The 16,557-nt window shown below is 66.3% G+C and carries 19 protein-coding genes; 12 read left to right on the plus strand and 7 right to left on the minus strand.

Annotated features, from left to right (window positions below):
* Window positions 1-26: 26 nt before the first annotated feature.
* The 4 genes from MKW15_RS18920 to MKW15_RS18935 all read right to left on the minus strand — a co-directional run bounded on the left by MKW15_RS18920 (window position 27) and on the right by MKW15_RS18935 (window position 5,132).
* Window positions 27-731, minus strand: coding sequence for a GntR family transcriptional regulator (locus MKW15_RS18920; RefSeq protein WP_240860848.1), 705 nt, complete (start codon window positions 729-731; stop codon window positions 27-29).
* Between the two features lie 4 nt (window positions 732-735).
* Window positions 736-2,736 carry an alpha/beta hydrolase family protein gene (locus tag MKW15_RS18925; RefSeq protein WP_240860849.1) on the minus strand — a complete coding sequence of 667 codons (2,001 nt, stop codon included), beginning with the start codon at window positions 2,734-2,736 and terminating at the stop codon, window positions 736-738.
* The gene (locus MKW15_RS18930; RefSeq protein WP_240860851.1) at window positions 2,733-4,532 is read right to left on the minus strand and encodes an N-acetylglutaminylglutamine amidotransferase; all 1,800 of its coding nucleotides are present in this window, start codon (window positions 4,530-4,532) and stop codon (window positions 2,733-2,735) included. The genes MKW15_RS18925 and MKW15_RS18930 overlap by 4 nt, the downstream gene beginning before the upstream one ends.
* Before the next feature lie 96 nt (window positions 4,533-4,628).
* Window positions 4,629-5,132: a hotdog fold domain-containing protein gene (locus MKW15_RS18935; protein WP_240860852.1), complete on the minus strand. Its 504-nt coding sequence runs from the start codon at window positions 5,130-5,132 to the stop codon at window positions 4,629-4,631.
* Window positions 5,133-5,317: 185 nt separating this feature from the next.
* On the opposite strand from MKW15_RS18935, the gene MKW15_RS18940 reads away from it, so the two are divergent.
* A complete protein-coding gene (locus tag MKW15_RS18940) occupies window positions 5,318-6,271 on the plus strand; it encodes a hypothetical protein (protein ID WP_240860853.1) in 954 nt (317 codons plus the stop codon).
* Window positions 6,272-7,120: 849 nt separating this feature from the next.
* Here MKW15_RS18940 and MKW15_RS18945 read toward each other — a convergent pair.
* Genes MKW15_RS18945 through MKW15_RS18955 form a run of 3 tightly spaced genes read right to left on the minus strand, consistent with a single transcriptional unit; the run spans window position 7,121 to window position 10,597 of the window.
* Window positions 7,121-7,870, minus strand: a complete 750-nt coding sequence (locus MKW15_RS18945; protein ID WP_240860854.1) for a succinate dehydrogenase/fumarate reductase iron-sulfur subunit — start codon at window positions 7,868-7,870, stop codon at window positions 7,121-7,123.
* Between the two features lie 10 nt (window positions 7,871-7,880).
* The gene (locus tag MKW15_RS18950) at window positions 7,881-9,830 is read right to left on the minus strand and encodes a fumarate reductase/succinate dehydrogenase flavoprotein subunit (protein ID WP_240860856.1); all 1,950 of its coding nucleotides are present in this window, start codon (window positions 9,828-9,830) and stop codon (window positions 7,881-7,883) included.
* Window positions 9,830-10,597, minus strand: coding sequence for a succinate dehydrogenase cytochrome b subunit (locus tag MKW15_RS18955; protein WP_240860858.1), 768 nt, complete (start codon window positions 10,595-10,597; stop codon window positions 9,830-9,832). Before MKW15_RS18955 ends, MKW15_RS18950 begins: the two co-directional genes overlap by 1 nt.
* 562 nt (window positions 10,598-11,159) lie before the next feature.
* Here MKW15_RS18955 and rpsJ point away from each other — a divergent pair.
* From rpsJ to rpsQ, 11 genes are read left to right on the plus strand one after another with little or no spacing between them, the layout of a single operon-like run.
* A complete protein-coding gene (gene rpsJ / locus MKW15_RS18960) occupies window positions 11,160-11,465 on the plus strand; it encodes a 30S ribosomal protein S10 (protein ID WP_003938093.1) in 306 nt (101 codons plus the stop codon).
* A 19-nt stretch (window positions 11,466-11,484) separates the two neighbouring features.
* A complete protein-coding gene (gene rplC / locus MKW15_RS18965) occupies window positions 11,485-12,141 on the plus strand; it encodes a 50S ribosomal protein L3 (protein WP_240860860.1) in 657 nt (218 codons plus the stop codon).
* On the plus strand, window positions 12,138-12,797 hold the full coding sequence (gene rplD / locus MKW15_RS18970; protein ID WP_240860863.1) for a 50S ribosomal protein L4: 660 nt from the start codon (window positions 12,138-12,140) through the stop codon (window positions 12,795-12,797). The genes rplC and rplD overlap by 4 nt, the downstream gene beginning before the upstream one ends.
* 2 nt (window positions 12,798-12,799) lie before the next feature.
* Window positions 12,800-13,105 carry a 50S ribosomal protein L23 gene (rplW, locus tag MKW15_RS18975; RefSeq protein ID WP_240860864.1) on the plus strand — a complete coding sequence of 102 codons (306 nt, stop codon included), beginning with the start codon at window positions 12,800-12,802 and terminating at the stop codon, window positions 13,103-13,105.
* Between the two features lie 30 nt (window positions 13,106-13,135).
* Entirely contained in the window at window positions 13,136-13,972 is an 837-nt protein-coding gene (gene rplB, locus MKW15_RS18980; RefSeq protein WP_240860867.1) for a 50S ribosomal protein L2, read from the plus strand.
* A gap of 20 nt (window positions 13,973-13,992) precedes the next feature.
* Window positions 13,993-14,274, plus strand: coding sequence for a 30S ribosomal protein S19 (gene rpsS / locus MKW15_RS18985; protein WP_005193585.1), 282 nt, complete (start codon window positions 13,993-13,995; stop codon window positions 14,272-14,274).
* The gene (gene rplV, locus MKW15_RS18990) at window positions 14,274-14,684 is read left to right on the plus strand and encodes a 50S ribosomal protein L22 (RefSeq protein ID WP_240860870.1); all 411 of its coding nucleotides are present in this window, start codon (window positions 14,274-14,276) and stop codon (window positions 14,682-14,684) included. Before rpsS ends, rplV begins: the two co-directional genes overlap by 1 nt.
* A gap of 2 nt (window positions 14,685-14,686) precedes the next feature.
* Window positions 14,687-15,493, plus strand: a complete 807-nt coding sequence (gene rpsC, locus MKW15_RS18995) for a 30S ribosomal protein S3 (protein ID WP_240860872.1) — start codon at window positions 14,687-14,689, stop codon at window positions 15,491-15,493.
* A 3-nt stretch (window positions 15,494-15,496) separates the two neighbouring features.
* Complete coding sequence (gene rplP, locus MKW15_RS19000; RefSeq protein ID WP_240860874.1) at window positions 15,497-15,913, plus strand: 50S ribosomal protein L16; 417 nt, start codon at window positions 15,497-15,499, stop codon at window positions 15,911-15,913.
* The gene (rpmC, locus tag MKW15_RS19005) at window positions 15,913-16,146 is read left to right on the plus strand and encodes a 50S ribosomal protein L29 (protein ID WP_004020547.1); all 234 of its coding nucleotides are present in this window, start codon (window positions 15,913-15,915) and stop codon (window positions 16,144-16,146) included. Before rplP ends, rpmC begins: the two co-directional genes overlap by 1 nt.
* Window positions 16,143-16,433, plus strand: a complete 291-nt coding sequence (rpsQ, locus tag MKW15_RS19010) for a 30S ribosomal protein S17 (protein WP_240860875.1) — start codon at window positions 16,143-16,145, stop codon at window positions 16,431-16,433. The genes rpmC and rpsQ overlap by 4 nt, the downstream gene beginning before the upstream one ends.
* The last annotated feature ends 124 nt before the right edge of the window (window positions 16,434-16,557 follow it).

Raw genomic sequence — 16,557 nt, forward strand, 5'->3', positions numbered from 1 at the left:
GGCCGGCGGTGGCTTCGGCTCGCAGTTCAGTCGGGGCGGACGCCGAGTCGCTCGGCGGTTTCGATGATCGCGCCTTCCAACCGCGCATGGTGGATGCGCGCGACCTCGAGCACGTTCGCGGTGTCGCGCTCCGCGAAGGCGTCGAGCAGTGCGGCGTGGTCGTCGTTGAGGAGATTCTGGGTCTCGACGGTGACCGAGCGCATGACCTGGAACGGTTCGGTCAGATTCCAGGTGGCCTCGAACATGTTGAGCAGGCGCGGCATGCCGCACGGGATCGCGAGGCAGCGATGGAACTCGCGCGAGATGTCGTGGAAGGACTTGCCGTCGCTGAAGCGAACCGCGGTGAGGAGATCGGCGTGATGCCTGCGGGCGGCGTCGAGATCGGCGTCGGTGATGTTGCCGACCGAACGCGCGAGTGCTGCCTGCTCGAGAACGCCACGCACGAAATAGATCTCGCGCAACTCGTGCACCGACAACTGACTCACGCGATATCCGGCGTTGGGTTGGTGAACCACCAGTCCCTCGCCGACGAGGGTCTTGAGCGCCTCGCGCACCGGTATCGGACTGACCGACAGGGCGTCGGCGACCTCGCCGGGCGGGATCTGGGTTCCGGGTGCGGCCGCACCGGACAAGATCAGCCGGCGTAGCTCTTCGAGAACATCGGTTCGCGAACTGCCGGAACGGGTTTCGACGAGCTGAGCCACCAGGCGATTCGGGTTTCGGCGACTCATCGGATCAGCCGCTCCACCGCACGGGCAGCGCGGTGTGCGCTTGCGAGCGGGTCGGGTGACCGTGAATCCAGTCCGCGATCGCCTGGGTCATACGTTGTTGGTTGTGCCGCTTGACGATCTCGTGGCCCTCGTCGTCGAACATGAGCATCTTCGCGGTGGCGCCGAGGGCACGCAGTTCGTTCACGATCTGCTGGGACTCGCTGACCGGCACGTTGGTGTCGTGAGCGCCGTGGACGACGAGGAGCGGAGCGCGCACCTCGGCGATCCGATGGATCGGAGACAGATCGGCCAGCAACTCGCGGTCGGATTCCGGGTGGCCGTACTTGGTGTAGGCGGCAACGGCGATCCACGGCTCGGTGTTGCGGAAGAACGACTCGAGGTCACTCATGCCGCAGATGGCGATCCCGGCGGCGAAGACCCCGGGGTGAAAGGTGAGGCAGGCCAGCGTGAGGTAGCCGCCGTAGGAGCGGCCTCCGCAGTACACCGACTCCGGGTCGGCGATCTTGTTGTCGCACAAGAACTGAGCGCAGTCTGCGGCGTCGTCGATGCCGGCGTAGCGCCCGTACCGATCGTCCGCGTGCGAGAACAGACGGCCCGAGCCCCCTGAGCCGCGCACGTTGGGTGCGAACACGCTGATCCCGGCGTCGACGAGAGGGCCGAACAGAAACTGGTAGTCGGGCCGGGTCTCCGCTTCGGGACCGCCGTGGAAGTAGATCAGGCACGGCGGCGGTGATCCATCCTCGAGGTGTGCTCGATAGAGCCAGCCCGACAACGGCATTCCGTCTCGCGCGGAGAACTCGACGCGTTCGCCTCGCAGCGCTGTCGACGGACCGCCGCTGATCACCACATCGTCGCGCACGGCTGTCACCTCGCCGGTCGAGGTGTTCACCAGATGCACCAGCGCCGAATGCTGTGGGCTCGACACCGTCAGTGCCACCAGGGTTCCGGCCGCACTGATGGACAGGTTGGCACCGACCTCGCCGGGCAGCGGGATCGGCGTGTGCAGGGTCTGGTCGGGCAGGGTCAGAATCTGTAACTCGCTGCGCCCGCGCACATTCCACAGCAATGCCACCGTCGACTGGTTGTGCGACACGGCGAATTCGTCGAGACCGGCGTCGGGCCGCTCGGCGAGGACCCGGAACCGTTTGCCGTCGGCACCCACCTCGACGCCGAGCAGGCGCGGGAACTTGGCGTCGAAATCGCTGAGCACCAGTGCCTGAACGGAATCGAGGTCGCGTTCGGAATCCTGGGGCGGTCCGACGAAGACGAGCGACGGGTGATCGTAACCCTGGTCGAGGATGTAGCCGTCGTCGGTGACCGAACCCGGATCGTTGGGCAGCAGTGGCGTCATGATCGTCGCCTCGGCGTCGGGCTCCTCGAGAGGACGCCGGATCAACAGCATGTCGCGATAGCCACGCGGGCCGACGCGCAGAAGCGTTGCGCCCTTCCACGAGTCGATCAGCGCGCCGCCGACGCGGACGTCGAGGGTCATCACGGTGCCCGTCCCGGGGTGGACGCGGAGGGCATGCGCGGTGCCGTCGAGTTCTGTTGCGGTGAGCAGAACCCAGTCGGTGTCCCAGCCGACGAGGGTGACGGTGCCGAATGAACGCCCGGAGGCCACGCGGGTGGGCCGGCCGGGATCGCCGTCGGTGCGCACGGCGCCGACGCGGTGTGCGATGTCGTCGTCGGGGTTGGTGGTGACGACCCACACCTGGTGGTGCTCGCCGCCACCGGGGGCGATCTCGACGGCCAGCCAGCGACCGTCGGTGGAGTGCACGAGCTTTCGGACCGGGCCGCTCGCCGGGATGCGGACCCACCGCAATTCGCCGACGCCGCCCCGCGACAGTGATCGCTGTGCGGCCCGTGGATAGCCTGTGCCGTCGTCGACGATGTAGGCGAACGCGCTGCCGTCCGGCGATACCGACGGCGCATAGGTGTGCCAACTGCGTTCGTCGAAACGTACCGGCGACAGGGCGGAGTCGTCGGAGTCGGTGGCCAGGCTCATGCGGTACCGGACTCCATGGTCTGCAGCCACATCTCCAGGAGTGCCACCTGCCAGAGTTCGTTGCCGCCCAACGGCGTTCGGAACCCGTTGGGATCGGCGAAGAGCCGATCGAGCGCGGTCTGCCGGTAGAGTCCCCGATCGCGGGCGGCCTGTGAGTTGAGGGTGTCGGCGACGAGGTCGAAGATCCCGCCCTCGAGGTGACGGATGCCGGGAACCGGGAAATAGCCCTTAGTGCGGTCGATCACCGCCGACGGCAGCAGCGCGCGACTGGCCTCTTTGAGAACGCCCTTGCCGCCGTGGGCGAGTTTGAGGGCGGGCGGGCAGGTCGCGGCCAACTCGACGAACTCGTGGTCGAGGAAGGGCACACGTGCTTCCAGGCCCCACGCCATCGTCATGGTGTCGACGCGCTTCACCGGGTCGTCGACGAGCATGATGGTGGTGTCGATGCGCAGCGCTGCGTCGACCGCCGAATCGGCGCCGGGGGCGGCCTGGTGGGCCGCCACGAATTCCCAACTCGGGTCGTAATCGTTATCCCCGACGTGGTACGGCTCGTTGAGGAGTGCGCCGATCTCGGCGTGAGAACGGTCGAAGAAGACGTTCGCGTACGCCTTGGTGGTCTCGCTGCGCGCGGTGTCCGCGAGCGGCGGATACCAGCTGTATCCGCCGAGGATCTCGTCGGCGCCCTGACCGGACTGCACCACCTTGATCGATTTGCTGACCTCTTGCGACAGAAGATAGAAGGCGACGCAGTCGTGACTGACCATCGGTTCGCCCATGGCGGCGATGGCGTCGGGCACCGCGGGCAGCAGCCGTTCGGTGCCGATGTGGATCTTGTGATGGTCGGTCGCGAAGGTGTCGGCGATGACGTCGGAGTAGGCGTACTCGTCGCCGGCTTCGCCTCCGGCGGAATCGAATCCGATGCTGAAGGTCGCCAAGTCGGTTTGTCCCTGTTCGGCGAGCAGGGCGACGACGAGGGAGGAGTCGACGCCGCCGGAGAGCAGGACGCCGACCGGGACGTCGGCGACCATACGGCGTTTCACCGAGGTGCGCAGCGAGTCGATCAGTTCGTGCTGCCACCGCTTCTCGTCCCACTCGGCCCGATCCGGGTGTGGCTCGAAAGCCGGTGTCCAGTAGCGGAATTCGGTACTACGACCGTCTGGGGTGATGGTCCGGACGGTGGCCGGGGGGAGCTTGCGGATACCGTTGTAGATGGTGTGCGGCGCCGGGACCACGGCGTGGAAGCTGAAGTAGTGATGGAGTGCGACGCGGTCGATGGTGGTGTCGACTTCCCCGGCGCGCAACAGGGCCTGCGGCGACGACGCGAACCGGAGGCGGCCGGGGCGCTCGGCGAGGTAGAGCGGTTTGATGCCGAGGCGGTCGCGGGCGAGGGTGACGGTTCCGGAATCGGTCTCCACGACGGCGAACGCGAACATGCCGAGCAGGTGGTCGACGCAGTTCTTGCCCCAGGCATGGAAGGCCTTGAGGATGACCTCGCTGTCGGCGTGGGAGAAGAATCGGTAGCCCTTGCCCTCGAGTTCGGCGCGGAGCTCGCGGTGGTTGTAGATGCACCCGTTGAACACGAGGGCGAGTCCGAGGTCGGGGTCGACCATGGGCTGGCTGCCGCGTTCGGACAGGTCGATGATCTTGAGCCGTCGATGGCCCAGCGCGACCGAACCTTTGGCATAGAGACCGTTCGCGTCGGGTCCGCGTCGGGTCATCTCACAGGTCATCGTGTCCACGGCGCTCACGTCGGCGCTGGTGCCGTCGAACCGGATTTCTCCGCAGATGCCGCACATATGGTCAGCCTTTCTTCTCGGAGCCGGGTTCACTCCACCCTAAGAGGTCGGCGGGGTGGTGGCAGGCCGAGGGGATCGGGCGCGTCGTCGGACCCGTCAGGCCGGGGTCACCCAGGTGGTGATGTCGCAGTGGACCACCTCGGTGCCGTGGGTGTCGAGGACCTGCACCGAGATGGTGACGTCGGTGCCCTCGGTGATTGCGGTGAAGTCGATCGGTTCGGCGAGTCGGGCCTCGGCGGTGAGTCGGGTGCCGGCTTTGGCCAGGTAGCTGGTCTGCATCGCCTTGGGGATCCAGCGGTGCGTGGTCGGGGTGGTGGCCTCCATCAGCATCCCCATCGCGGCTTCGGCCAGGTTGCACGCCGCGATGGCGTGAAAGGTGCCGATGTGGTTGTGGACGCCGAACCAGTTCGGCGCGGTCACCTTGCAGTAGCCGGGTTCCATCTCCTGCACCAATGGCAGCACGGTGCCGAAGTAGGGCACCCGGGCCACCATTCCCAGCGAGAACAGGGCGTTGCCCACGATGTTTGCCGGTAGACGACGTCGCAGGGCGTACGTGCCACTGACGTTTGCGGTCCGGCTGCCGTCGTCGGAGTTGGCCATGTGTCCCTACCTTACCGGCGAGTCAGTTGCCGTGGGCCGCGGGTGCGGTTCTCCTATCTGAGAGAGTTCGTGGTCGCCACCGTGACCCAGCCCGGGGCATTCGGGTGGGATACGGCAATCTGGCGATTCGCTATGCTGCGCGATGAATCGTTGTCGAGTGGCCGCAGCCACACAAAGGGGAACTGATGACTTACCAACCACCGACGGGTGGCTGGAACAATCCAGCCGGCGGTCCGGTTCCAGGTCAGCCGTACGGGCAGCCTGGCGGGTACCCGGGCCAGCAGGGCTACCCCGGGCAGCAGCCCGGCGCCGGCTTCCCCGGTCAGCCGATGGGCGGTGGCTATCCGCCGCAGCCGCGTGCGCCCCGTCCGGTGATCGTCGAACGTTTCCTCGCCGGGCCGGCGAACAAGCAGCTGTACACCATTTTCGGTGGAGTTCTCGCGTTTCTCGGTGTCCTGCTGGTGATCTTCAGCTGCCTGTCGTGGGCGACCGCGAGCGACGAGAGCAGCGCGGGGAGTTACAGCGTCTCCACCAGTGCCAGCATCACCGGACTGGGTTCGGTGTCGCTGGATGTCGACGCGGATGGCGTGGACACGGACAACGACAGGGTCAAGGACCAGGAAAAGGAGATCGAGAAGGAGACCTCGACTCCCGGCGTGTGGACTCTGATCTTCGGCATCCTGCTCATCGCGTCGGCTGTGGTGTTCTTCTTCCCGAAGATCACCCAGTGGGGTGTGGTGGCCGCCGTGCTGATCGGCTTCGCGCTGATGGTGATGGCGTCGGTCTTCTTCGCCGACCCGGTGTCGGCGGTGGCCGACAGTGACGTCGAGGGGAACACCGACGACTGGGGCGCCGGCTACGGACTGTGGATCGTCTTCTTCGCTGCACTGATCGCGTTCTTCGTGGCCGTCGCCGCCTTGGTGATGCTGTTGCTGCCGCAGAAGCCGAAGCCGACCGCGTATGGTGGCTGGCCGCAACAGGGCGGATATCAGCCAGGTGGATACGCGGCCGGCGGATACCAGAACGGCGGAATGCCCCAGACCGGTTACCCGACCGGAGGTCAGGGCTACGGCGGATACGGGAACCAGCCCGGCGGGTACAACCAGTACCCCGGCCAGAATCAGTGGCCGTCGCAATAGGCCTCGGTAGCGGTGACTTCGGGCTGCCAGGTCGGCAATCCTCTGCTTTCTGCGGTCGTCGTCGGATCGACGGTGCTTCTGCCGGGGCCAGATCGCCGGGCCTATCGACATGGTGTCCGAAGCGGTCGTCCTGAGGTGCCTCCGAGGGAAATCTGCCCTCGGTGGCCTCTGACGGAGACCGTTTCGGACGGCCGCACACTTCCCGCCTCTATGATCGTCGGCAACGCCGACGGAGGGGCCGTCCGTGGCCATCCCACCAAAAGTAGGGGAAGAAGTTTCTTCCGCGAGGTTCGGAGTCGTCCCCTGGAAAATTGGCGGGGAAGACACCAAGCCTCGGGGACGAGTTACTTCCCCTACTTTCAGTGGCCCGATCTGGCCGACGGCCGACGGCGGCGCTTGCGCACCTGGTCAACGGCGCTACCACGTTCGGCGGAACGCGGTGGGCAACAGCGACCCACGGGGCCGGTTCGGGTCCGGACCGGTTGTCCCAGATGACACCACTGAGCCCGCAGATGCGTATATCTGCGTATCGACGCTCATCGGTGTCATCTGTGGCAGCAATCTGTTCCGAACCGCCACTGCGACAGGGACCTCATTTCTGATCAGAGACCTTCGGGCTGCCGGTCTTTGACCGCAGGTGAGGTCTCTGTGGTGGCTGTGATGGCGGCCGCTTCGCCGACCGGCCAAGGATCGGTCGGCGTGTCGCGATGTCAGAAACCGCGTGTCTGGCCAGAAACCCGACGCGCACCAGCGGTTTCCGGCCACACCTGAGGTTTCTGACGGCAGGTGCGGTTTCTGTGGCGAGGCCACGCTCTTCGGCTTGAGCAAGTCACGCTGTACGGCCGGTGATCAATTCGGCTTGCGGCGGAAGCCGAATCGCATCGCCTCCCGGTTGACGCCGGCGATGGCGTCGAGCGGAATCCCGGCCGGGCACACCGTCGCGCATTCACCGTAGGTCGAGCACGGCCCGAAGTCGTGTTCCATCTGCCCGGTGATCGCCTTGGCCCGACGGCCGCGTTCCTGCTTGCTCTGCGTCAGCGCGGCCAGGTGCAGGAGTTTCGCGCCGGCGAACAGGTGCGCCGCACCGTTGGGACAGGCCGCCACGCAGGCGCCGCAGCCGATGCACGCGGCATAGTCGAGGGCCGCTTCGCTGGTGTCGTGCGGCACGAGTTGGGCGTCTGCATCGGTGGCCTGGCCGGCATTCACCGCGACATGTCCACCTGCTTCGATGACGCGGTCGAGCGCGGAACGGTCGACGACGAGGTCGCGCACCACCGGAAAGGACTTGGCGCGCAGCGGTTCCAGTTTGAGCTCGGTGATGGCGCCGAAGTGTCGCAGATGCTGACGGCACGACGGCGTGTTGGGGGTGGGGCCGTGCGGCCGGTCGTTGACCATCATCCCGCACGATCCGCACACGCCTTCGCGACAGTCCGAATCGAAGGCGACGGGTTCCTCGCCACGGGCCACCAGGTGGTCGTTGAGTCGGTCGAGGACGTCGAGCAAGGACATCTCGGGAGTGGCGTCGTCGAGGGTGTAGGTCTCGAAATGCCCTGCGGCATCGGCGTTCTCTTGTCGCCAGGTTTTGATCGTCAGTTTCATCGGTGCCACCTCACTGGTAGTTCCGGGTCTGCAGGCCGACGGCGGGGAAGGAGAGTGGTTCGTCGTGGCGGATCTGCGCGCCGTCGTCGGTGGTCTCCCAGGCCGACACGAAACACCAGTTCTCGTCGTCGCGCATCGCCTCACCGTCGGCCGTCTGATGGTCGGTGCGGAAGTGCGCGCCACACGACTCGTCGCGGTCGAGGGCGTCGACGCACATCAGTTCGGCGAGTTCGAGGAAGTCGGCGACCCGGCCGGCGCGCTCGAGTTCCTGATTGAACTCCCGGCCACCGCCCGTGACGCGCAGGTTCGACCAGAATTCGTCACGCAGGGAACGGATCTCGTCGATCGCCGTGCTCAGCGACTCGACGCTGCGCGACACCCCGCACCCGCGGTACAAGATGGCGCCGAGGCGGCGGTGGAAACGGTCGGGGCCCTCGGTGCCGCCGATCGAGGTGAGCGCATCGACGCGGGCGGCGACCGACGCGGCAGCAGCTTGCACAGCGTCGTCGTCCTGTGCCAGTGGTGGGGTGTTCAACAGCGGCGCAAGGTAATTCGGGATCGAGTAGGGGAGCGTGAACCAGCCGTCGACGCAGGCCGACAGGAGCGAGTTGGCACCGAGACGGTTGGCGCCGTGGTAGCCCCAGCCGACCTCGCCGCCCACGAAAAGGCCTGGTACAGAGGTCATCTGGTCGAAGTCCGACCACAGTCCGCCCATGGTGAAATGCGCCGCAGGGGCGATCCGCATCGGCACCTCGTACGGATTCTCACCGGTGGCGTCGTGATACATCGAGAAGAGATTGCCGTACCGCTCGGCGATGGTCGATTTGCCGAGTCGGGCGAGCGCATCCCGGAAATCCAGGTAGACGCTGTTGCGCAGCGGGCCGACCCCGTGGCCGGATTCGATCTGCTCGCGGGCCGCCCGGGAGGCCACGTCGCGCGGGGTGAGGTTGCCGAAGGTCGGGTATTTGCGTTCGAGGTAGTAGTCGCGTTCGGCGTCGGGGATGTCGTTCGGCGGGCGATCGTCGTGCTGCTTGCGCGGCACCCAGATCCGTCCGTCGTTGCGCAGCGACTCGCTCATCAGCGTGGTCTTCGACTGCCATTCGGCACTCACCGGCAGGGCGGTCGGATGGAACTGGATGAACGACGGCGACGCGAGCAGCGCCCCGCGGCGATGTGCGCGCCACGACGCGGTCGCGTTGCAGTTGCGCGCCAGCGTCGACTGGAAGTACACGGTGCCGTAGCCGCCGGTGGCCAGCACCACCGCGTGGGCGGTCTGCGCGCTGATCTCTCCGGTCACCAGGTCGCGGGTGATGATGCCCTGAGCGCGGCCGTCGGCGACGATGAGGTCGAGCATCTCCTGGCGGGTGTGCAGCGTGACCGTGCCGGCCGCGACCTGGCGGAGCAGGGCCTGCGACGCGGCAACTTGCAACTGCTGACCAGTCTGCCCACGCGTGTAGTAAGTGCGCGACACCTGCACGCCGCCGAAACTCCGAGTGGCCAGGCTGCCCCCGTACTCGCGGGCGAACGGGGCGCCGATCGCGTTGAGATGATCGATCACGCGGATCGATTCCTCGGCGAGCCGGAACGCGTCGGCCTCGCGGGAGCGGAAGTCGCCGCCCTTCACGGTGTCGACGACGAAGCGGTGGATCGAGTCGTTGTCGACCTTGCGAGCCCGCGCAGCGTTGATGCCGCCCTGCGCGGCGACGCTGTGCGCGCGGCGCGGGGCGTCGTGGAAGGTGAAGGACGAGACGTTGTAGCCGAGCTCCCCCAGCGCGGCCGCGCAACCGGCGCCGGCCAGTCCGGTGCCGACGACGATGATCCGGAACTTGTGCCGGTTGAGCGGGCCGACGAGTTTGTATTCGTCGCGGCGACGTTGCCAGGCGTCGGCGGGGTCGCAGTCGGGCACGCCGGAGGACAGGTCCGATCCGACGGTGCGCAGCGTGCCCAGGTCGATCGTCATCAGCTCACCACCCCGGTGAGCACCGCGAGCGGGATGGTGATGTTGCCGATCGAGACCGCTGCGGCGAGGAGCAGGGCGATCGCGGCCCCGACCTGCCGGACCCGTTTGCCGGTGGCGCCCAGATCGTTGACGACGCTCCAGAGACCGTGGACGAGGTGCAGGCCGAGCAGCGCCATCGCGACGATGTAGAAGAGCGCAACCGGCCAGCGCTGAAGGCTTTCCACCAGGTTGTGATAGGCGTACGACTGCTGCTCGGTGGTCGAGATGAAGTCGTCGCTCGCTGCCGGTTTGGTGCCGGTCGTCAGGTCGAGGATGTGGAAGACGATGAACGCGAACAGCACCAGCCCCGTGTAGGGCATCAGCGTCGCGGGCAGTCGTTTCCAGCTCATGCCCTTGCGTCGAAACCGGCCCTTGGCCTTATGCGACCGGCCGATCAGCATGAATGACGCCCCGATGTGTGCGACCAGGCAGGCGAGCAGCACCAACCGGAAGATCCACAGGGCGCCCTCGTAGGGGAGCAGCGGTTCGAGCAGGGTGCGCAACCAGTGGGCGTAGGCGTCGAAATGGTCGGCGCCGGTGTAGACCTTGAGATTCCCGATCATGTGGACCAGCACGAACAGGGCGAACACCGTACCGGTGAGCGCCATCGTGACCTTCAGCGTCACGTTGCTCGGTCGGGGCGGGCGCGAGGTCGGCAATGCGCTGGTCGTGCGCGGTTCGGGAATGGGTGCGTCAGCGTCGGAGTGCGGTCCGATGAGCGTGCTCATGCCAGGCCTTCCGGTCGGCTCGGGGCTGGCGAGCCACGTCTCGGTTCCCTGATCAGAGCGTATTGGGTTCGGTACGGGCCTGCCGGGTGATCGATGGATCGGTCCGGCGTCGGATGTCTGTACCTGGGAGGCGAGCCAGGTGCACTGTGCAGTTGGCGGGGCTGTGGCGTACAGATTTCCGCAGGTGGGGCGGTCCCGACCACGGATTTGAATACCGACCCCGACCTGGTGCATACTTGTCGGGTTGCCTTCACCGGCGGACGCAGGATTTTCTGCGGACTGAAGCATTTCGGTGCGCCAGTGAGGTGAATGACTCCCAGGCCCGGGAAACGGGGACTGGGCGTGTAACGCATGCGCCGAATCCGGTTCATGGTCACGACACGCCCGACCGCGGGTGCCGGAGCGAAACGGCTCGTACCAGCTACGAGCCAAACGTACAACGACAGATGAACAGCGTCGATTGCCGAATCTCACACGGTGGTCATGTGCTCAGCCGGCGAGAGGCCGTCCCTGGTCACGCGGTGTTTGTCTGTCGAGAACAACTGACGGAAGAGGACACAGCGTGGCGGGACAGAAGATCCGCATCAGGCTCAAGGCCTACGACCACGAGGCGATCGACGCTTCGGCGCGCAAGATCGTGGAGACCGTGACCCGTACGGGTGCACGCGTCGTCGGCCCGGTGCCGTTGCCCACCGAGAAGAACGTGTACTGCGTCATCCGTTCGCCGCACAAGTACAAGGACAGCCGCGAACATTTCGAGATGCGCACCCACAAGCGACTCATCGACATCCTCGACCCGACGCCGAAGACGGTCGACGCGCTGATGCGCATCGACCTGCCGGCCAGCGTCGACGTCAACATCCAGTAGGCGGGGGGCGAGAAGAATCATGAGTAATCAAAGTGCGACCAAGGGCATTCTGGGCACCAAGCTCGGCATGACCCAGGTCTTCGACGAGAACAACCGCGTCGTTCCGGTGACTGTCATCCAGGCCGGCCCGAACGTGATCACCCAGCTCCGTACCGCCGACCGCGACGGCTACACCGCCGTGCAGCTGGCCTACGGTGCGATCGATCCGCGCAAGGTGACCAAGCCGGTCACCGGTCAGTACGCCAAGGCCGGTGTCACGCCACGCCGCCATCTGGCCGAGATCCGCGTCAACGATGTCAGCGAGTTCGAGGTCGGTCAGGAACTGACCGCCGAGGTCTTCGCCGAGGGTTCGCTGGTCGACGTGACCGGCACCTCCAAGGGCAAGGGTTTCGCCGGCCCCATGAAGCGTCACGGCTTCTCCGGTCTGGGCGCCAGCCACGGCGCGCACCGCGTGCACCGCGCACCGGGTTCCATCGGTGGCTGCGCCACCCCGGGACGCGTGTTCAAGGGCATGCGGATGGCCGGACGCATGGGTAACGACAAGGTGACCACGCAGAACCTCACCGTCCACAAGGTGGACGCCGAGGCCGGCCTGCTGCTGATCAAGGGAGCCATCCCGGGTCGCAAGGGCGGCGTCGTGGTGGTTCGCGACGCAGTGAAGGGAGCCGGTAAATGAGTACCGCAACCAAGCTGACGCTGGACGTCAAAACTGCCGACGGCAAGACCAACGGAACCGTTGACCTGCCCGCCGAGCTGTTCGACGTCACGGCCAACATCGCGCTGATGCATCAGGTCGTGGTGGCCCAGCAGGCCGCCGCGCGCCAGGGCACGCACGCCACCAAGACCCGCGGCGAGGTCCGCGGCGGTGGAGCCAAGCCGTACCGGCAGAAGGGCACCGGCCGCGCCCGCCAGGGTTCGACCCGCGCACCTCAGTTCGCCGGTGGTGGCACCGTCCACGGCCCGCAGCCGCGTGACTACAGCCAGCGCACCCCCAAGAAGATGAAGGCGGCCGCCCTGCGCGGCGCGCTGAGCGATCGCGCCCGCAACGAGCGCATCCACGTGATCACCGAACTGGTCTCCGGGCAGGTCCCGTCGACCAAGACGGCACGTCTGTTCCTGGAGAGCCTGTCGGATCGCCGCAAGTTCCTGGTCGTGCTCGGCCGTGAGGACCTGACGGCGTGGAAGAGCGTGGCCAACCTGGGCAACGTGCTGCCGATCGCGCCGGATCAGCTCAACACCTACGACGTCCTCGACTCGGACGAAGTGGTGTTCAGCGTGGAGACGCTCAACGCGTTCATCGCCGCCAACACCGCGACTGAGAAGGAGGCGTGAGCATGGCTACCCAGGCTGACCCCCGTGACATCGTTCTGGCGCCGGTGATCTCCGAGAAGTCCTACGGACTCATGGAAGATCAGGTGTACACCTTCGTGGTGCACCCGGACTCCAACAAGACGCAGATCAAGATCGCCATCGAGCAGATCTTCGGCGTCGAGGTTGCCAGCGTCAACACCGCGAACCGGCAGGGCAAGCGCAAGCGGACCCGCTCTGGCTACGGCCAGCGCAAGTCCACCAAGCGCGCTTTCGTGACGCTCACCGAAGACAGCAAGCCCATCGAGATCTTCGGAGGCTCGGTCAGCTGACCGGGACCTCGAGAGAAGGACTGAGAACTCATGGCTATTCGTAAGTACAAGCCGACGACCCCCGGTCGTCGTGGTGCCAGTGGCGCCGACTTCGCCGAGGTCACCCGTGACCATCCGGAGAAGTCGCTGGTTCGTCCGCTGCACGGTCGCGGTGGTCGCAACGCCCACGGTCGCATCACCACCCGGCACAAGGGTGGCGGTCACAAGCGCGCCTACCGTCTGATCGACTTCCGTCGTAACGACAAGGACGGCGTCAACGCCAAGGTCGCACACATCGAGTACGACCCCAACCGCACCGCGCGCATCGCGCTGCTGCACTACTTGGACGGCGAGAAGCGCTACATCATCGCGCCGCGTGGCCTGTCGCAGGGCGACGTGGTGGAGAGCGGCCCGACCGCCGACATCAAGCCCGGCAACAACCTGCCGCTGCGCAACATCCCGACCGGTACCCAGGTGCACGCTGTTGAGCTGCGTCCGGGTGGCGGGGCGAAGATGGCCCGCAGCGCGGGTGCCTCGATCCAGCTGCTCGGCAAGGAAGGCACCTACGCGACCCTGCGTATGCCGTCCGGCGAGATCCGTCGCGTCGACGTGCGCTGCCGCGCCACCGTCGGCGAGGTCGGCAACGCCGAGCAGAGCAACATCAACTGGGGCAAGGCCGGCCGCATGCGCTGGAAGGGCAAGCGCCCGACCGTCCGCGGTGTCGTGATGAACCCGGTCGACCACCCGCACGGTGGCGGCGAGGGCAAGACCTCGGGTGGTCGCCACCCGGTGAGCCCGTGGGGACAGCCGGAAGGCCGCACCCGCAAGAACAAGTCGAGCGACAAGCTCATCGTCCGTCGCCGTCGTACCGGCAAGAACAAGCGATAAGCACAGGAGGGAGTTAGAGAATGCCACGCAGCCTCAAGAAGGGCCCGTTCGTCGACGACCACCTGCTTGCCAAGGTCGACGCACAGAACGAAAAGGGCACCAAGCAGGTCATCAAGACCTGGTCGCGCCGTTCGACCATCATCCCCGATTTCATCGGTCACACCTTCGCCGTCCACGACGGTCGCAAGCATGTCCCGGTGTTCATCTCGGACAACATGGTCGGGCACAAGCTGGGCGAGTTCGCCCCCACCCGCACCTTCAAGGGTCACATCAAGGATGACCGGAAAGCGAAGCGCCGCTGATGACTACGCAGACCGATAATCCGACGGCGAAAGCCACCGCGAAGTTTGTTCGCGTGACGCCGATGAAGGCCCGCCGTGTGCTGGACCTGGTTCGCGGCAAGAACGTCGACGAGGCACTGGATATCCTGCGGTTCGCCCCGCAGTCCGCGTCGGAGCCCGTCTACAAGGTGCTCGCGAGCGCCGTTGCCAACGCGGAGAACAACGAGGGTCTGGATCGCCGGACCCTGGTCGTCGCCACCGCGTACGCCGATGAGGGCCCGACCCTCAAGAGGTTCCAGCCGCGTGCGCAGGGTCGCGCGTTCCGCATCCGCAAGCGCACCAGCCACATCACCGTGGTCGTGGAGTCCTTGCCGGAGAAGGCAACCGCAGGCCGCGCCCGGTCGCGTCAGCCGAAGAAGAAGGGAGCCTAGTAGTGGGCCAGAAAATCAACCCGCACGGCTTCCGTCTGGGCATCACCACCGACTGGAAGTCGCGCTGGTATGCCGACAAGCAGTACGCGGAGTACGTGAAAGAGGATGTCGCCATCCGCAAGCTCCTCTCGCAGGGGCTCGAGCGCGCCGGCATCGCCAAGGTGGAGATCGAGCGCACCCGTGACCGGGTTCGCGTCGACATCCACACCGCCCGCCCGGGCATCGTCATCGGTCGCCGTGGCGCCGAGGCCGACCGGATCCGTGGCGACCTGGAGAAGCTGACCGGCAAGCAGGTGCAGCTGAACATCCTCGAGGTGAAGAACGCAGAGTCCGAGGCCCAGCTGGTGGCCCAGGGCGTCGCGGAGCAGCTGAGCAACCGTGTGGCATTCCGCCGCGCGATGCGCAAGGCGATCCAGTCGGCGATGCGTCAGCCGAACGTGAAGGGCATCCGGGTCCAGTGCTCGGGTCGCCTGGGTGGCGCAGAGATGAGCCGCAGTGAGTTCTACCGCGAAGGCCGGGTGCCGCTGCACACGCTGCGCGCCGACATCGACTACGGACTCTACGAAGCCAAGACCACCTTCGGCCGCATCGGCGTGAAGGTGTGGATCTACAAGGGCGACATCGTCGGTGGACGTCGTGAGCTGGCCGCGGCCGCTCCGGCAGCCGAGGACCGTCGTCCGCGCCGGCCCAGCCGGCCTCGCCGCAGCGGTGCCTCGGGCACCACTGCCACGAGCACCGACGCCGGACGTGCGGCGGAAGCTCCTGCTGAGGCCACTGCTGGTGCGGGCACCGAGAAGCAGGAGGGCTGATTCATGCTGATCCCACGGCGGGTCAAGCACCGCAAGCAGCATCACCCGAGCCTGAAGGGTCAGGCCAAGGGCGGCACCAAGGTGACGTTCGGTGATTTCGGCATCCAGGCTCTGGAGAGTGCCTACATCACCAACCGGCAGATCGAGTCCGCTCGTATCGCCATCAACCGGCACATCAAGCGTGGCGGCAAGGTGTGGATCAACATCTTCCCGGACCGTCCGCTGACCAAGAAGCCGGCCGAAACCCGCATGGGTTCGGGTAAGGGTTCGCCCGAATGGTGGGTCGCCCCGGTCAAGCCGGGTCGCGTGCTGTTCGAGATGACCTACCCCGATGAGCACACCGCTCGCGAGGCCCTGCGCCGCGCGCAACACAAGCTGCCCATCAAGACCCGGATCGTGACCAGAGAGGAGCAGTTCTGATGGCACTCGGAGTTGCTGCGAACGAGCTGCGTGAGCTCAACGACGCCGATCTGGTCGACCGCTTGAAAGAGTCGAAGGAAGAACTGTTCAACCTTCGGTTCCAGATGGCCACCGGCCAGCTCGACAACAACCGTCGTCTGCGGACCGTGCGTCGCGAGATCGCGCGCATCTACACCGTGATGCGTGAGCGTGAGCTGGGCCTGGCGTCGGGACCGGATGGTGATGACGCATGAGTGAGGACCAGAAGGTGACCGAAACCCAGACTGAGGTGCGTAACAGCCGCAAGGAGCGGATCGGTTACGTCGTCAGTGACAAGATGCAGAAGACCATCGTGGTCGAGCTGGAAGATCGTACGCGCCACGCGCTGTACGGCAAGATCATCCGGACCACGTCCAAGGTCAAGGCCCACGACGAGAACGGCGATGCCGGCGTCGGTGACCGCGTGCGGATCATGGAGACCCGCCCGCTGTCGGCGACCAAGCACTGGCGTCTCGTCGAGGTGCTGGAGAAGGCCAAGTAAGGCTTTCTCTCAACGAGATTGATCGAACGGCCCGTTCCCCAAGGGGGAGTGGGCCGTTCGACGTGTCGTGAGGCCGGCGTCGCGCTACTCCGCGTCTGAACTGCGGGTTTGGTCTCATCGGAGG

This window comes from Gordonia gummivorans (assembly GCF_022513585.1).
Taxonomy (GTDB): Bacteria; Actinomycetota; Actinomycetes; order Mycobacteriales; family Mycobacteriaceae; genus Gordonia.

Excerpts from the sequence above, each read along its gene's own strand:
- rplB (WP_240860867.1), top strand. The coding sequence starts at position 13,136 with ATGGCTATTCGTAAGTACAAGCCGACGACCCCCGGTCGTCGTGGTGCC.
- rplP (WP_240860874.1), top strand. The coding sequence starts at position 15,497 with ATGCTGATCCCACGGCGGGTCAAGCACCGCAAGCAGCATCACCCGAGC.
- MKW15_RS18935 (WP_240860852.1), bottom strand. The coding sequence starts at position 5,132 with ATGGCCAACTCCGACGACGGCAGCCGGACCGCAAACGTCAGTGGCACG.
- MKW15_RS18940 (WP_240860853.1), top strand. The coding sequence starts at position 5,318 with ATGACTTACCAACCACCGACGGGTGGCTGGAACAATCCAGCCGGCGGT.
- rplC (WP_240860860.1), top strand. The coding sequence starts at position 11,485 with ATGAGTAATCAAAGTGCGACCAAGGGCATTCTGGGCACCAAGCTCGGC.
- rpmC (WP_004020547.1), top strand. The coding sequence starts at position 15,913 with ATGGCACTCGGAGTTGCTGCGAACGAGCTGCGTGAGCTCAACGACGCC.
- rplW (WP_240860864.1), top strand. The coding sequence starts at position 12,800 with ATGGCTACCCAGGCTGACCCCCGTGACATCGTTCTGGCGCCGGTGATC.
- rplD (WP_240860863.1), top strand. The coding sequence starts at position 12,138 with ATGAGTACCGCAACCAAGCTGACGCTGGACGTCAAAACTGCCGACGGC.
- MKW15_RS18945 (WP_240860854.1), bottom strand. The coding sequence starts at position 7,870 with ATGAAACTGACGATCAAAACCTGGCGACAAGAGAACGCCGATGCCGCA.
- MKW15_RS18920 (WP_240860848.1), bottom strand. The coding sequence starts at position 731 with ATGAGTCGCCGAAACCCGAATCGCCTGGTGGCTCAGCTCGTCGAAACC.
- rplV (WP_240860870.1), top strand. The coding sequence starts at position 14,274 with ATGACTACGCAGACCGATAATCCGACGGCGAAAGCCACCGCGAAGTTT.
- rpsQ (WP_240860875.1), top strand. The coding sequence starts at position 16,143 with ATGAGTGAGGACCAGAAGGTGACCGAAACCCAGACTGAGGTGCGTAAC.
- MKW15_RS18925 (WP_240860849.1), bottom strand. The coding sequence starts at position 2,736 with ATGAGCCTGGCCACCGACTCCGACGACTCCGCCCTGTCGCCGGTACGT.
- MKW15_RS18955 (WP_240860858.1), bottom strand. The coding sequence starts at position 10,597 with ATGAGCACGCTCATCGGACCGCACTCCGACGCTGACGCACCCATTCCC.
- MKW15_RS18930 (WP_240860851.1), bottom strand. The coding sequence starts at position 4,532 with ATGTGCGGCATCTGCGGAGAAATCCGGTTCGACGGCACCAGCGCCGAC.
- MKW15_RS18950 (WP_240860856.1), bottom strand. The coding sequence starts at position 9,830 with ATGACGATCGACCTGGGCACGCTGCGCACCGTCGGATCGGACCTGTCC.
- rpsS (WP_005193585.1), top strand. The coding sequence starts at position 13,993 with ATGCCACGCAGCCTCAAGAAGGGCCCGTTCGTCGACGACCACCTGCTT.